General features: G+C 72.7%; 12 protein-coding genes. 10 read left to right on the top strand and 2 right to left on the bottom strand.

The features are described 5' to 3' along the window. Positions 1-3: 3 nt before the first annotated feature. From C9J87_RS17580 to C9J87_RS17560, 5 genes are read left to right on the top strand one after another with little or no spacing between them, the layout of a single operon-like run. Positions 4-1,287 carry a DUF58 domain-containing protein gene (locus C9J87_RS17580; RefSeq protein ID WP_010832225.1) on the top strand — a complete coding sequence of 428 codons (1,284 nt, stop codon included), beginning with the start codon at positions 4-6 and terminating at the stop codon, positions 1,285-1,287. Continuing rightward, positions 1,284-1,799, top strand: a complete 516-nt coding sequence (locus tag C9J87_RS17575) for a hypothetical protein (RefSeq protein ID WP_010832226.1) — start codon at positions 1,284-1,286, stop codon at positions 1,797-1,799. Before C9J87_RS17580 ends, C9J87_RS17575 begins: the two co-directional genes overlap by 4 nt. 15 nt (positions 1,800-1,814) lie before the next feature. Continuing rightward, a complete protein-coding gene (locus tag C9J87_RS17570; RefSeq protein ID WP_036492320.1) occupies positions 1,815-2,480 on the top strand; it encodes a lysophospholipid acyltransferase family protein in 666 nt (221 codons plus the stop codon). A 42-nt stretch (positions 2,481-2,522) separates the two neighbouring features. Further along, positions 2,523-5,759: an ATP-dependent helicase gene (locus tag C9J87_RS17565; RefSeq protein ID WP_232820099.1), complete on the top strand. Its 3,237-nt coding sequence runs from the start codon at positions 2,523-2,525 to the stop codon at positions 5,757-5,759. Next, positions 5,756-8,959, top strand: a complete 3,204-nt coding sequence (locus C9J87_RS17560; RefSeq protein ID WP_232820098.1) for an ATP-dependent helicase — start codon at positions 5,756-5,758, stop codon at positions 8,957-8,959. Before C9J87_RS17565 ends, C9J87_RS17560 begins: the two co-directional genes overlap by 4 nt. Positions 8,960-8,966: 7 nt before the next feature. Here C9J87_RS17560 and deoD read toward each other — a convergent pair whose 3' ends face one another. Continuing rightward, positions 8,967-9,677: a purine-nucleoside phosphorylase gene (gene deoD, locus C9J87_RS17555; protein WP_010832230.1), complete on the bottom strand. Its 711-nt coding sequence runs from the start codon at positions 9,675-9,677 to the stop codon at positions 8,967-8,969. Between the two features lie 19 nt (positions 9,678-9,696). On the opposite strand from deoD, the gene nudC reads away from it, so the two are divergent. Both nudC and C9J87_RS17545 read left to right on the top strand, forming a co-directional pair. Continuing rightward, the gene (gene nudC, locus C9J87_RS17550; protein ID WP_010832231.1) at positions 9,697-10,620 is read left to right on the top strand and encodes an NAD(+) diphosphatase; all 924 of its coding nucleotides are present in this window, start codon (positions 9,697-9,699) and stop codon (positions 10,618-10,620) included. 15 nt (positions 10,621-10,635) lie between these two features. Beyond that, positions 10,636-11,256 (top strand): maleylpyruvate isomerase family mycothiol-dependent enzyme, encoded by a 621-nt coding sequence (locus C9J87_RS17545; RefSeq protein WP_010832232.1) that lies wholly within the window; start codon positions 10,636-10,638, stop codon positions 11,254-11,256. Here the strand turns inward: C9J87_RS17545 and C9J87_RS17540 are convergent, their stop codons facing one another. After that, positions 11,257-11,508, bottom strand: coding sequence for a mycoredoxin (locus C9J87_RS17540; protein ID WP_010832233.1), 252 nt, complete (start codon positions 11,506-11,508; stop codon positions 11,257-11,259). 81 nt (positions 11,509-11,589) lie between these two features. Here C9J87_RS17540 and C9J87_RS17535 point away from each other — a divergent pair, with 81 nt between their 5' ends. The 3 genes from C9J87_RS17535 to C9J87_RS17530 all read left to right on the top strand — a co-directional run bounded on the left by C9J87_RS17535 (position 11,590) and on the right by C9J87_RS17530 (position 14,401). Continuing rightward, positions 11,590-13,641, top strand: a complete 2,052-nt coding sequence (locus tag C9J87_RS17535) for an ATP-dependent DNA helicase UvrD2 (protein WP_010832234.1) — start codon at positions 11,590-11,592, stop codon at positions 13,639-13,641. Positions 13,642-13,764: 123 nt separating this feature from the next. Then, positions 13,765-13,935: a hypothetical protein gene (locus C9J87_RS19785; protein WP_156887162.1), complete on the top strand. Its 171-nt coding sequence runs from the start codon at positions 13,765-13,767 to the stop codon at positions 13,933-13,935. Positions 13,936-14,071: 136 nt separating this feature from the next. Further along, the gene (locus tag C9J87_RS17530) at positions 14,072-14,401 is read left to right on the top strand and encodes a WhiB family transcriptional regulator (protein ID WP_051204127.1); all 330 of its coding nucleotides are present in this window, start codon (positions 14,072-14,074) and stop codon (positions 14,399-14,401) included. Positions 14,402-14,429: the final 28 nt, after the last annotated feature.

Below are 14,429 nucleotides of genomic sequence, written 5' to 3'. Positions count from 1 at the left end.
CGCATGAGCAGCACCTGGGTGCCTACTCCGGCGCTCGGCCGAGCGACGCTGGTGGCGGCAGCAGGGCTCGTCGGCGCCGCGCTCGCAGGCTCCCCGGTGCTCCTGGTGCTGGCCGCGCCGTTCCTGGTGCCGGCCCTGCTCGGACTGCTCGGTCGGCCGACCTCCGATCCCCGCCTCGCCTTGGAGCTGGGCGGGATCCGGCTGCACGAGGGACAGGGCACCACCGCGACCCTGCAGGTCACGGGGACCGACCGGGTCGAGCAGGTCACCCGCGTCCTTCCGAGGGTGGCCCACGTGGCCACCAGACCGGCGTCGGGTGCGGTGAGCGTCCTCGCGGGGGCCGACGCCAGCGTGGTCGCGCTCGGGCCGCGCCGCTGGGGACGGCCGACCGTCGGGGACGAGCAGGTCGCGCTCACCAGCGCCTGGGCCGGCTACCGCCACGGCCCGGTCCGGCTGTCGCCACAGGTGCTGACGGTGTGGCCACAGGCTGCGCCGTACGACTCGACAGCGGAGGCGCCGCAGCCGGACGGACTCGTCGGCGCGCACCGATCGAGGAGGGTCGGCAGCGGCACCGAGTTCGCCGGGATCCGATCGTTCGCTCCCGGCGACCGGTTGCGCCGGATCAGCTGGCCGGTGTCACTGCGCACCCGTGAGCTGCAGGTGGTCACGACCCGGGCCGAGCAGGACACGTCGGTGCTCATCGTGGTCGATGCCCTGCGTGACATCGGCATCTCGGGCGGCATCGACGGCCGCGCCAGCAGCCTCGACCTGACGGTGCGCGCGGCCTCGGCGCTGGCGGACCACCACGTCCGGCGCGGTGACCGCGTCGGCATGCGGGTGGTCGGGCCCGGCGATGCGCGGGTGCCCTTCGGCAGCGGGCCGCGCCACCTGCACCGCATCACCGGCACCCTCACGCGGGTCGTGGCGGAGACCGCGTCGGTGCCCGACCAGACGCTGGAGCTGGGTGTCACCGGCGGCAGCGTGGTCTACGTGCTGTCCACCATGCTGCACGCCCCGATCGTCAACGCCGCCGCGCTGCTCTCGGCCCGAGGTGTCCCGGTCGTGGTCATCGACACCCTCGGCGAGCGCTCGCTCGACGAGCTGGGCGGGCGCGTCTCGCCGGCGGGACTCGCCTGGCGGATGCGCATGCTGGAGCGGTCCGCGCTGCTCCAGCAGCTGGCCGCCCTCGGCTGCCCGATCGTGCCGTGGCGCGGACGGGGGACCGTCGACGAGGTGCTGCGCCAGCAGAGCCGGCGCGGCCAGGTGCCACAGGTGCGGGTCCGATGACGTCCTGGCGCTCCTGGAGCCGCAGCCAGGTGGCCTGCCGCATCCTGCTGGCCGTCCTGCCGTCGGTCGCGTTCCTCGTCGCGCCGGTGCAGCCGCCGGTCCTGCTCGTGCTGCTGGTCGTGGGGGCGTCGTGCGCCTGGGCCGTCCTCCCTGAGCTGCCCGTCGGGCCGCTCGTGCTGCTGACGGTGATGGGGTGGTGGGCGCTCAAGGTGCCCGATCCGGTGCGGCCGGGCGTCCTCCTGGTCGCCCTGGCGCTGACCGGCGCCCACGTCGCCGGGCTGCTGGCGGCGTACGGGCCCGTGCGCGCAGCGCTGGACCGGAGGCTCGTGACGATGTGGGTACGCCGCGGGCTGCTCGCCTACGTGCCGGCCCCGGTCGCCTATGCCGTCGTCGTGGGACACGGCGAGGGCGTGCAGCCGCTGATGTGGCCGCTCGCCGTCGGGGTGCTGGCGGTGCTGGGGCTCGTCGTCGGCATGCAGTTCAGGGAGCCGTCCGACGCCGAGACGTCCTAGGTGACAATGGCGAGCATGTTCTTCGCCGCGGTCCACACGGTCGTCCCACCGATCGCCCGCGCGATCTGGCGTCCGACCATCACCGGCCTCGAGCACGTGCCCCGCTCGGGCGCCGTGATCCTGGCCAGCAACCACCTGAGCTTCATCGACAGCACGATGATCCCGATCGTGGTGCCGCGCAAGGTGGTGTTCCTGGCGAAGTCCGACTACTTCACCGGCCCGGGCATCAAGGGCGCGCTGGTGCGGGCCTGGTTCGAGGGCATGGGCATGCTGCCGGTGGACCGCGACGACAGCAAGGCGGCCATCGCCAGCCTGGACACGGCACTCGAGGTGCTCGGGCGTGGCGAGGCGTTCGGCATCTATCCCGAGGGCACCCGCTCCCGCGACGGGCGCCTCTACCGCGGACGCACCGGCGTCGCGCACCTCGCGCTGAGCGCGGGGGTGCCGGTCGTGCCGGTCGGCCTGACGGGCACCCAGGACGTGCAGCCCGTCGATGCCTCCCTGCCGCGGATCGCGCCGGTGAGCGTCGCGTTCGGGCCGCCGATCTCGCCCGCGGGGTACGGCGACCTGCCGCTGGGCAAGGCCCGCCGCCTGCTCACCGACGAGATCATGACCGCGATCGCCGGGCTGAGCGGGCAGGAAGAGGCCGGGACCTACAACGACCGCGGCGCCGAGGCGTGAGGCACTGAGGCCAGTGTCGGTGGCGTCTGTTTGAGTGCAGCCATGGCCGCGACCCCCACCCCGAGCACGCGCTATCGCCTCGTCCGGGCGACGGCGTCGGTCGTGGCACCGCCGACCCTCGACGAGCACCAGCAGGCGGTCGTCGACCACGCCGGGGGGCCGCTGCTCGTGCTGGCCGGTCCCGGCACCGGCAAGACGACCACGATGGTCGAGGCGATCGCGGAGCTGATCGAGCAGCGCGGCGTGCACCCCGACCAGGTCCTGGCCCTGACCTTCTCCCGCAAGGCGGCCGAGCAGCTGCGCGACCGGGTGATCGCCCGCGTCGGGCGCACCACCTCGGCGGCGACCTGCTCGACGTTCCACTCCTTCGCCTATGCGCTGATCCGGACCTACAGCCCGGCCGACCTCTACGACGCGCCCCTGCGGCTGCTGTCGGCGCCCGAGGCCGATGTCGTGCTCCGCGAGCTGCTGAGCGACAACCCCGAGGCCATCACCTGGCCCGAGTCCCTCACGAGCGCCCTCGGCACCCGCGGCTTCACCCGGGAGGTGCACGCCGTGCTCTCGCGCGCCCGGGAGAAGGGGCTGGACCCGGACGGGCTGGCGGCGCTGGGCGCGGCCAACGGTCTCCCGGAGTTCGTCGCGGCCGGCCACTTCCTCGAGCAATACCTGACGATCCTCGACAACCTCGGTGCGACCGACTACCCCGACCTGATCCGCCGCGCGGTCATCACCGCCGAGGCCCATCGCGACGAGCTGCGGGCGCGGTTCAGCCACGTGTTCGTCGACGAATACCAGGACACCGACCCCGGACAGGTCGCGCTGCTGCGTGCGCTGGCCGGGGACGGGCGCAACCTCACGGTGGTCGGTGATCCCCACCAGTCGATCTACGGCTTCCGCGGTACCGACGTGCGCGGCATCCTCGACTTCCCCGGCCAGTTCCCGACGGCGGCGGGGGAGCGGGCCCCGGTCCTGGTCCTGCGGCGCACGCGCCGGTTCGGGCCGCGCCTGCTGCTCGCGGCCGGCCGGATCGCGGCGAGGCTGCCGCTGACCGGCAGCATCGGTCCTGAGGCGCGCGAGGCGTTCCTGACCCCGGAGGCCGTGCCCGGGCCCCACGGCGACGGCCGGGTCGAGGTGCACACCTTCGACACCGACCGCGCCGAGTCCGAGCACCTCGCCGACCTGCTGCGCCGCGCTCACCTCGAGGACGGCATCGACTGGTCGCAGATGGCCGTCCTCGTCCGGTCCGGCCAGGCCTCCATCCCGCCGTTGCGCCGCGCCCTCGCCGCCGCCGGGGTGCCGGTCGAGGTCGCCTCCGACGACGTGCCGCTCGTGCGTGACCCGGCCGTGCTCCCGCTGCTCGACGGGCTCCGCGCGGTGGTCAACCTCGACAACACCGACCCCGACTCGCCCGACTTCCTCGACCCGGGACGCATCGAGTCCCTGTTGCTCTCCCCGCTCGGCGGGCTCGACGCGGGTGACCTGCGCGCGCTCGTGCGCCGCCTGCGTGCGCGCGACAAGGCCGGTGACGCGCCGCGCACGAGCCGCGAGCTGTTGCGGCTCGCGGTCGTCGCCGACGACTTCCTGTCCGGCCTCGACGGCCCGGAGGTCGAGCGCTGCCGTGCCCTGGCCGCCCTGCTGCGCTCGGGTTCGGCGCTGCTCGAGCAGCGCGCCGGCGTCGAGGACGTGCTCTGGCACCTCTGGTCGGGCACCGGCTGGCCGGAGCGGCTGCGCCGCCAGGTCGACCAGGGCGGTGCCGGCGCCCGCCGCGCCCACAAGGACCTCGACTCGATCTGCGCGCTCTTCGAGGTGGCGGCCCGCGCGGTCGAGCACCGCGACCACGTCGGCGTCGGAGCCTTCTTCGCCAACCTCATCGCCCAGCAGATCCCCGGCGACACGCTCGCCGAGCGCGGGGTGCGTGGCTCGGCGGTGCGGCTGCTGACAGCCCACCGGTCCAAGGGCCTCGAGTGGGAGCTCGTCGTCGTCGCCCACGTGCAGCAGGAGGGCTGGCCCGACCTGCGTCGTCGCTCCAGCCTGCTGGGTGCCGACCGCATCGGCCTCGACCCGTCGGGTGCGCCCGACCTCGTGCCTCCCGTCACCGCCCGGGCCCTGCTGATGGAGGAGCGCCGCCTCTTCTACGTCGCCTGCACCCGCGCCCGCAAGCGCCTGGTCGTCACGGCCGTGCGGTCGACCGATGACGAGGGCGAGCAGCCCTCACGCTTCCTGGCCGAGCTCGAGATCAGTCCGGTCCACCGCGACGGCCGCCCGCCCCGGCCGCTGTCCCTCGGCGGGCTGGTGGCCGAGCTGCGCCGGACCGCCGCCGACCCGGCCACCTCACCGCCGCTGCGCGAGGCCGCGGCGCGCCGGCTCGCGGCGCTGGCCGCCGAGGAGGTCGGCGGTCGCCAGCTCGTGCCGCAGGCCGACCCGGCCTCCTGGTGGGGCACCCGCTCCGCGACCAGGTCCCCACGACCGGTGCGCGACCCCGACCGGCCGGTGCCGGTCTCGGCGAGCATGCTCGAGTCCCTGTTGACGTGCCCCGCCCAGTGGTTCTTCGCCCGGGAGGCGGGGGGCGTCTCGGCCGCCCACCAGGCCGCCAACGTGGGGCAGATCGTGCACGCGCTCGCGGAGCGGGTGGCGACCCGGGAGCTCGCCGCCGACGTCGACGTCCTGATGCTCGAGGTCGACGCGGTCTGGGGACGGCTCGCGTTCCGCACGCCGTGGTCGCGCAAGCGCGAGCACGACCGCATCCGCAAGGCCCTGACCCGCTTCGTGGAGTGGCACCGCTCCAACCCGCGCGAGTTCGTCGACTCGGAGACGCGGTTCAAGACCGTGGTCGAGGTCGACGGGCAGGAGATTGCCCTCAACGGCACCGCCGACCGGCTCGAGCTCACCGCCGACGGCGAGGTCGTCGTGGTCGACTTCAAGACCAGTCGCGGGGCCCCGACCGCACCGGCGGTCAAGGGCAACCTCCAGCTCGCCCTCTACCAGTACGCCGTGGACGCCGGCGCCCTCGACGAGCGCCTCGGACGGCCCACGCGCTCCGGCGGCGCCGAGCTGGTCCAGCTCGGCCTCCAGGACGACACGACGACGGCCAAGGTCCAGGTCCAGGAGACGCATGCCGACGACGGACCCGAGCGTGCCGTGCTGCGAGCAGGGCTCGCCCGCGCAGCCACCCTCGTCCGCGAGGAGACGTTCCCCGCAGTGCCCGGCCAGCACTGCCGTGAGTGCACCTTCGTCTCGATCTGCCCGGCCAAGGGCGCAGGCTCGGTGACCGTCCAGTGAACGCCGCGACCCCGATCCGACTCGACACCCCCGCCGACCTGCAGGCCCTGATGGGCGGCCACGCCCCGAGCCCGGAGCAGTGGGAGGCGATCACCGCCGAGCTGCGACCCACCGTCGTGGTGGCCGGCGCCGGCAGCGGCAAGACCACCCTCATGGCCCAGCGCGTCGTCTACCTCGTCGCGACCGGCCTGGTCCGGCCCGAGGAGGTCCTCGGGCTCACCTTCACCACCAAGGCCGCCGCCGAGCTGCGCAGCCGGATCAACCTCGCCCTGACCAAGGCCGGCCTCCTCGACCAGTCGGTCGTCGACGACGGCGAGGACGTGCTCGAACCCGTGGTGGCGACCTACCACGCCTATGCCGGCAACCTGCTGACCGATCACGGCCTGCGCATCGGCCACGAGCCCGACACCCGCGTCGTCTCGGATGCATCGCGCTACCAGCTCGGTGCCCGGGTGATCGACCGCTTCACCGGTCGCATCGAGCTGCTCTCCGACCACCCGGCGACCGTCATCCAAAACCTGCTCGCCCTCGACGGGGCGATGAGTGAGCACCTCGTGGAGGCCGACGACGTGCGGCGGGTCGACGGCGAGGCCCGGCGCGGCTTCGAGCTCGCCCGGGCGGAGGAGATGCAGGGCAAGGCCCGCAAGACCTACCTCGACGCGATCGACAAGGCCGTCAACGCCCTCGACCGGCGCGCGGAGCTGCTCGAGCTCGTGGGCGGCTATCGCCGGCTCAAGGCCGACCTGGGCCTGATGGACTTCGGCGACCAGATCGCGCTGGCGGCCCGGCTGGTCGCCCAGCAGCCCGACGTCGGGGTGGTGGAGCGGTCCCGGTTCAAGGTCGTCCTGCTCGACGAATACCAGGACACCTCGGTGGCCCAGGCCACCATGCTCGCGCGGCTCTTCTCCGGCCCCGACCGTGAGTCCGGCCTCGGCCACCCGGTCATGGCCGTCGGCGACCCCAACCAGGCGATCTACGGCTGGCGTGGTGCCTCGGTCTCCAACATCCTCAACTTCGCGGAGACGTTCCCGGCCGCCGACGGCGAGCCCGGCCGGCTGCCGCTGACGGTCAACCGACGCTCCGATCGCCGCATCCTCGACGTCGCCAACCGTCTGGCCGAGCCGCTGCTGGCGACGTACGGCGACAAGGTGGCCAGGCTCCGGGCGCCGGACGGCACCCCCGACGGCGTGGTCGAGACGCACGTCTTCGAGCGTGCCGTCGACGAGCTCGAGTGGCTCGCCCGGGCCGTGCACGGCGTGCACGACGCCGGCACCCCGTGGGCCGAGATCGGGGTGCTCAGCCGCGACAACGCCCAGGCCGAGGAGGTCTACGACGCCCTGACCGGTGCGGGCATCCCGGTGGAGATCGTCGGCCTCTCCGGGCTGATCCGGCTGCCGGAGGTGGCCGAGGTCGTCGCGACCCTGTCGCTGCTCCACGACGTCACCGCCAACTCCGCGATGCTGACCCTGCTGGCCGGTCCCCGGTGGGCCATCGGGCCACGCGACCTGCGGTTGCTCGCCCAGCGCGCCGGCGAGATCGGCGGCGGTCGCAACCGTGGCGACGCAGCCTCGATCGCCCAGCAGCTGCTCCGGATCGCCGACGGCGTGGACGTCTCCGAGCTGCCGGCCCTCAGCGACGCCCTCGCCGACCCGGGTGACGCGCCCTACTCGCCCGAGGCCCGCGAGCGCTTCGAGCTGCTGGCCGGCGAGCTGCGGCGACTCCGCAGCCATGTCGGCGACCCGCTGCTCGACGTCGTCCGCCGGGTCATCGACACCACGGGTGTCGACGTCGAGCTCGCCTCGGCGACCGCGCCGGCCGCAGCGGCTCGTCGCGACAACCTCGACCTCTTCGTGAAGGCCGTCGCGGAGTTCCAGTCCGTCGACGGCGACGTCACCTTGCCGGCGCTGCTCGCCTACCTCACCGCCGAGGACGACCAGGGCAACGGGCTCGACGTGGCCACGCCCACGGCCGCCGACTCGGTCAAGCTGTTGACCGTCCACCGCGCCAAGGGGCTCGAGTGGTCCTCGGTGTTCTGCGTCGGTGTCGGTGAGACACGCTTCCCGAGCAACCGCTCGCGCACCTTGTGGACGTCGTCGCCGGCTGTGCTGCCCGCACCGCTGCGCGGCGACCGCGCCGACCAGCCTCAGCTGCAGGGCCACGACAAGGCGGCCCTCGACGCCTACCGCGCCGCGACCCGCGAGCACGACGCCGAGGAGGAGCTCCGCCTGGGCTATGTCGCGTTCACCCGCGCCGCCCACCACCTCGCCGTCACGTCCTACGTCTGGGCCCAGCGGGCGACTCCGTTCGGGCCCTCCGCCTACCAGCAGGTCGTGCGCGAGCAGCTGGACGAGTGGGGCGCCCCCGTCGGAGCGTGGCTCGACAAGCCTGCCGGGCGTCCGCCCAACCCCAACGACGACGTCGACCCGTCGCGCCCCTGGCCGGTGCCGGGTCCCGGCGAGGAGGCCCGGCGTCGGCTGGCCGCGGCCGAGCTCGTCCGCGCCAGCGACCCGACGGCTCCCGACACCGGTCTCGACCTGGTCGAGTCGGCGCGCGTCGCCGACTGGGACGACGACCTCGCCCAGCTGCTGGCCGAGGCCAGGGCTGCTCGTGCCACGGACGTGTCGGTGCCGTTGCCGTCGAGCCTGTCGGCCACCGCGCTGGGCCGGTTGCACGACGATCCCGACGCGCTCGCTCGTGAGCTGGCCAGGCCGATGCCGCGGCCGCCGTCACACCAGGCCCGCTTCGGCACCGACTTCCACGCGTGGGTCGAGGCGCGCTTCGGCCAGCAGGCGCTGATCGAGCCCGACGACCTCTGGGGGCGTGCCGACGCCGGCATCGACGACGCGGGGGAGCTGCGCGACGTCATCCGCAGCTTCGAGGACGGCCCCTTCGCCGACCGCGCACCCCATTCCGTGGAGGCGCCGTTCGCGCTGGTGCTGGCCGGGCAGGTGGTTCGCGGGCGGATCGACGCGGTCTACCGCGAGGACGACGGGACCTTCCTGATCGTCGACTGGAAGACCAGCCGCAACGAGACCGCCGACCCGCTCCAGCTCGCGGTCTACCGCCTCGCCTGGGCCGAGATCCACGACCTGCCGCTGGCCTCGGTGCGCGCGGCCTTCCACTACGTCCGGACCGGGCGCACGGTCGAGCCCGACTCCTTGCCGGGTCGCGCCGAGCTCGAGGGGCTGGTCTCGGGCTGAGCCCGGCTCAGTCCTCCAGAGCAGCCGAGAGCGCGATCTCGACCATGGCGCCGAAGGTCTGCTCGCGCTCCGTCGAGGTGGTCTCCTCACCGGTGACGATGTGGTCGCTGACCGTGCACACGACCAGCGCCTTCCGGTCGTACGCCGCTGCGAGCGTGTAGAGCGCACTCGCCTCCATCTCCACGGCGAGCACGCCGTGGTCGACCATCGGCTTCACCAGCTCGGGTCGCGGCGAGTAGAACGAGTCGCTGGACATGATGAGCCCGACGTGGGTCGTGACGTCGGGCATGGCCAGCGCGGCGTCGTACGCGCGACGCAACAGGCCGAAGTCGGCCACCGGGGCGTAGTCGTAGCCGCCGAAGCGGTGCGTGTTCATCGAGGAGTCGGTGCAGGCACCGCTCGCCAGGATGACGTCGCGGACCGCGACCTTCTCCGTGAGCGCCCCGCACGAACCGACCCGGACGATCGACTCGACGCCGTAGTCGCGCAACAGCTCGTTGACGTAGATCGCCAGCGACGGCTGGCCCATGCCGGAGCCCTGCACCGAGACCGGGCGGCCGCGCCAGGTGCCGGTGAAGCCGAGCATGCCGCGCACCTCGTTGTAGCACTCGGCGTCGTCGAGGAACGTCTCGGCGATCCACTTCGCGCGCAACGGGTCGCCGGGCATCAGGACGACCGGCGCGATGTCACCGGGCTGGGCGGAGATGTGGATGCTCATGGATGGCACCCTAGGACCCGTGACCCGCGAGCTGCCCCACGTCGCCCTGTCGGCCCACGCGCACGACCGGGAGGGGATGCGCCGCACGGACGAGGCCTGGCTGGCCGAGCGGTGGGCGGAGGAGTCGACGCGGGTGCTGGTGCTCGCCGGGACGAGGCTGCGCCCGGTCGACGGGGCGGTGCACTGGATCAAGCCCGCCGAGGCGCCCGAGGGACGCCGCGTCCTGCTGGGCCACGCCGACGGCGTGACCCGGTTCGCGGTGATCGCCGACCCCGGCGACGTGCCGGGTGAGCGGGACGAGTGGATCGGGTTGCGCGGGCTCTTCCCGCGGCTGGTGGCGGGGGAGGAGTCCCTGGCCGCCGAGATCCCGTGGCTCTTCCACGCGATCGGTCTCGCCGAGTGGCACTGGGCGACCCGGTTCTGTCCTCGCTGCGGCGGCGGGCTCGAGTCGACCCATGCCGGTCACGAGCTGACGTGCACCGCGTGCGGGAAGTCGCAGTTCCCGCGCACCGACCCGGCGGTGATCATGGCCGTCACCTCGGGGGAGCCGGGCAGCGACGAGGAGAGGATCCTGCTCGGGCGGCAGGCGAGCTGGCCCGAGGGCAGGTTCTCCACGCTGGCCGGCTTCTGCGAGCCGGGCGAGACGCTCGAGGACGCCGTCCGGCGCGAGGTGATGGAGGAGACGGGCGTGCTCGTCGGCGACGTCGCCTACTTCGGCAACCAGCCGTGGCCGCTGCCGGGGAGCCTGATGCTGGGGTTCACCGCGCGGGCTCTCACCCACGAGATCGAGGTCGACGGCACCGAGCTCGCCGAGGCGCGCTGGTTCAGCCGAGCCGACCTGCGGGGCGAGACCACCGACAGCATCCGGGTGCCGAGCGGTGTCTCGATCTCGTCGTCGTTGATGGAGAGCTGGCTGGGGGAGTCACTGGTCGACGGCTGGTGATCTACGCTCCGGCCCATGATCGACGTGTGGCAGACCGTGGCAGCCGAACGAGGCGCCCTCGCTGACGACCTGGCCGGCATCTCCGCGGAGCAGTGGGACACCCCCTCGCTCAACCACGAGTGGACGGTCCACCACACGCTGGCGCACATGACCAGCACCGCTCACACGGGTCCCGCCCGCTTCGTGGGCGGAATGGTGGCCAGCGGCTTCCGCTTCGGGGAGTTCACCGAGCGGGGGATCGTGCGTCACCACGGGCTGACGGCGGCGGAGACGCTCGCCAACTTCCGTGCGATCCAGGGGTCGAGGAAGTCGCCGCCCGGACCCCGGACCTCGTGGCTGGGCGAGACGCTCATCCACGCCGAGGACATCCGGCGCCCGCTCGGGATCAGCCACGACTACCCCGCCGAGGCCGTCGCGCTGTGCCTCGACTTCTTCAAGCGCTCCAACCTGCTGATCGGCGCCAAGCGCCGTATCGACGGGCTCTCGCTCGCCGCCACGGACCAGGACTGGCAGTACGGCGCGGGCACGACCGTGCGAGGTCGCGGGATCGACCTCCTGATGGCCATGACCGGGCGCGGCGCTGCCTGCGCCGACCTGACCGGCTCGGGGGTCGCGACGCTGCAGTCGCGCTGCTGATCAGGCCAGCGACGCGAGCTTGGCCTTGACCTGGGCCAGGGACGGGTTGGTCTGGGCCGACCCATCGGCGAACACCAGCGTCGGCACGGTCTGGTTGCCGTTGTTGGCCTGCTCCACGATGAAGGCTGCGTCGGGCGTCTGCTCGATGTCGACGACCTCGTAGGTGATCCCCTCGCGGTCGAGCTGTCCCCTGAGCCGGTGGCAGTAGCCACACCAGGGAGTGCTGTACATCGTGAAGCTCGACTCGCTCATGAGGAGTTGTCCGTCCTGACGTCTAGGGTTTCGGGTGTTCGTAGAGCCCAACCTTCCACCCATTGGAGTTGTTCCGCACCGATGCCCACGCCCGATGAGCTGTTGGCCGCTCTCGACCCCGAGCAGCGCCAGGTTGCAGAGGCCATCCGCGGTCCGGTGCGCGTGCTCGCCGGCGCCGGGACGGGCAAGACCCGGGCGATCACCCACCGCATCGCCTACGGCGTCGCGACCGGGGTCTACGCGCCGACCGAGGTGCTCGCGGTCACCTTCACGACGCGCGCGGCCGGCGAGATGCGAGGCCGGCTCCGCACCCTCGGCGCCGGCGGCGTGCAGGCCCGGACCTTCCACTCCGCCGCCCTGCGCCAGCTGCGCTACTTCTGGCCGCGCGTGCACGGCCACGAGCTGCCCGAGCTGATCGACTCCAAGATCGGCCTGCTCGCCGGGGCGGCCAGGCGACAGCGGGTCCAGACCGACCAGGCGACGCTGCGCGACCTCGCCAGCGAGGTCGAGTGGGCCAAGGTCAGCAACGTCTCGCCCGACGACTACGCGCGGGTGGCCGACCAGCGCGGCCGCTCCGTCTCCCACCTCGACGCCGACTCGGTCGCCCGGATCTACCAGGGCTACGAGGAGATCAAGCGCGGCCAGACCCGCATGGACATGGAGGACGTGCTGCTCTTCGCAGCTGGCCTGCTGGCCGACGAGGAGGCGGTCGCGGCCCAGGTCCGCCGCCAGTACAAGTGGCTCGTCGTCGACGAGTTCCAGGACGTGTCGCCACTCCAGTCGGCGCTGCTCGACCTGTGGCTGGGTGGGCGCGACGAGATCTGCGTGGTCGGCGACCCCGCCCAGACGATCTACTCCTTCGCCGGTGCCAACGCCTCCTACCTGCGCGACTTCGGCAAGAAGTTCCCTGCCGCGACGTCGGTCGAGCTGGTCCGCAACTACCGCTCGACGCCGCAGATCGTCGGCGCCGCCAACCAGATGCTGGCCGGCACGCCCAGCAAGGGAGTCGAGCTGCTCGCCCAGCAGCCGGCAGGGCCCGAGGTCACCTACCGCGCCCACCCCGACGAGGTCGCCGAGGCAGCGGCCGCCGCGGACAAGATCGCCACCCTGCGCTCCGCCGGCATCCCGGCCGGCGAGATCGCGATCCTGTTCCGGATCAACGCGCAGTCCGAGACCTTCGAGGACGCGCTGACCCAGCGCAAGATCCCCTACGTCGTCCGCGGCGCCGCCCGCTTCTTCGACCGGGCCGAGGTCCGGCAGGCCGTCACCCTGCTCCGTGGCACCGCCCGCTCGGGACAGGCCGAGGGCTCGGTCGTCGAGCTGGTGCAGGCCACCTTGTCCGGGATGGGGTGGAACACCGAGCCGCCCAGCACCCGGGGCGAGACCCGCAACCGCTGGGAGTCCCTGCAGGCACTGGTCGACCAGGCGGCCGAGTTCGTCCGCGAGCACCCGGGTGCCGAGCTGGGCGATCTCGTCGACGACCTCGACCGCCGAGCAGCCGAGCAGCACGCGCCGCTGGCCGACGGCGTCACCCTCGCCACGCTTCACACCGCCAAGGGCCTGGAGTGGGACGCGGTGTTCCTGTGCGGCATGCAGGACGGCACCCTCCCCATCACCTACGCCGACACCCCGGCCGCGATCGAGGAGGAGCGCCGTCTCCTCTACGTCGGCGTCACCCGGGCCCGCAAGCACCTCGCCATCTCGTGGTCGCTGGCCCGCAACCCCGGCGGCCGTGGCTCGCGCAAGCCGTCGCGCTTCCTCAACGGCGTGGCCGAGGTCGAGCGCTCGGCCGCGGTGTCCACGAGCGTGAGCCGCAACCGCAAGGCACGGCACTGCCGCGAGTGCGGGGGAGCGCTGGCGTCACCGTCGGAGAAGAAGATCGGCCGCTGCAGCGACTGCCCGGCCTCCTACGACGAGGCACTCTTCGAGCGCCTGCGTGAGTGGCGGCTGGCGCGGGCCGCCGACGACAGCGTGCCGGCCTTCGTCGTGTTCACCGACGCGACCCTCCAGCTGATCGCCGAGCACTGCCCCAGCGACGAGCGCGGACTGCTCAAGATCAGCGGAGTCGGGGCTTCCAAGCTGGCGAAGTACGGCGACGACGTGCTCGCCGTCCTGGCCGGAAAAGAAATCTGAAGAAATACCCATAAAATGGTTTGCCCATTACACGGAGCAGCCGCTACTTTTGTTCCCATCACCCGTCGCGCACCACGACCACTGACACCGGTCGGCGCCCCATCACCTGAGGAGGTGGACCGCATGAAGAACATCACCTGGCAGAAGCCGGCGCTCACGCCGGACTTTGGCATGCCCATTTGCGCTCCGACCTCCCACGTCGGGCGCGGCCGGGTCGCCGCTGTCCGCGTGACGGGCCTCGCTGCCGCCTACGGCACGACCGGATCTGACGCCTGGAGTCCGCCGATCAGTTGACAACACTGAATCGGCTCACCTCCAGGCCGCGGATCCCCACCGGGATTCGCGGCCTTTGTGTTTCTCAAGGGCCGCGGACCTCGATCCCAGAATTTTCTGCACCAGCGATCAGGTCAACGAGAAGGAGGTGACACACATGACCATCAGTGTTCTCGACCGCAACCGAGCCGATGAAGCCGTCCAGGGTGATCTGGGCGACCTCCACGACGCGGCTGCCGAGGTGGATGACGAGCTGCTGCCCTGCCGCACCAACGACGCAGAGCTGTGGTTTGCCGAGTCCCCGTCCGATGTGGAGTACGCCAAGACCCTGTGCCAGGACTGCCCGGTCCAGGCGATGTGCCTCAGCGGCGCCCTCGAACGGCGCGAGCCGTGGGGCGTCTGGGGCGGCGAGCTCTTCTTGCAGGGCGTGGTGATCCCGCGCAAGCGTCCCCGCGGTCGACCCCGCAAGACCGAAGCCGCAGCGTGACGCTCGTCGGCACCTTCTCACGATCCAA

The organism is Nocardioides allogilvus, from assembly GCF_003047285.1.
GTDB classification, from domain to species: Bacteria; Actinomycetota; Actinomycetes; order Propionibacteriales; family Nocardioidaceae; genus Nocardioides; species Nocardioides allogilvus.
This window is presented reverse-complemented; position numbering and strand designations above follow the sequence as displayed.

What these genes read in the sequence shown, in the direction of transcription:
- C9J87_RS17580 (WP_010832225.1), top strand. Translation starts at nt 4, where the DNA reads ATGAGCAGCACCTGGGTGCCTACTCCGGCGCTCGGCCGAGCGACGCTG.
- C9J87_RS17575 (WP_010832226.1), top strand. Translation starts at nt 1,284, where the DNA reads ATGACGTCCTGGCGCTCCTGGAGCCGCAGCCAGGTGGCCTGCCGCATC.
- C9J87_RS17570 (WP_036492320.1), top strand. Translation starts at nt 1,815, where the DNA reads ATGTTCTTCGCCGCGGTCCACACGGTCGTCCCACCGATCGCCCGCGCG.
- C9J87_RS17565 (WP_232820099.1), top strand. Translation starts at nt 2,523, where the DNA reads ATGGCCGCGACCCCCACCCCGAGCACGCGCTATCGCCTCGTCCGGGCG.
- deoD (WP_010832230.1), bottom strand. Translation starts at nt 9,677, where the DNA reads ATGAGCATCCACATCTCCGCCCAGCCCGGTGACATCGCGCCGGTCGTC.
- C9J87_RS17545 (WP_010832232.1), top strand. Translation starts at nt 10,636, where the DNA reads ATGATCGACGTGTGGCAGACCGTGGCAGCCGAACGAGGCGCCCTCGCT.
- C9J87_RS17540 (WP_010832233.1), bottom strand. Translation starts at nt 11,508, where the DNA reads ATGAGCGAGTCGAGCTTCACGATGTACAGCACTCCCTGGTGTGGCTAC.
- C9J87_RS17535 (WP_010832234.1), top strand. Translation starts at nt 11,590, where the DNA reads ATGCCCACGCCCGATGAGCTGTTGGCCGCTCTCGACCCCGAGCAGCGC.
- C9J87_RS19785 (WP_156887162.1), top strand. Translation starts at nt 13,765, where the DNA reads ATGAAGAACATCACCTGGCAGAAGCCGGCGCTCACGCCGGACTTTGGC.
- C9J87_RS17530 (WP_051204127.1), top strand. Translation starts at nt 14,072, where the DNA reads ATGACCATCAGTGTTCTCGACCGCAACCGAGCCGATGAAGCCGTCCAG.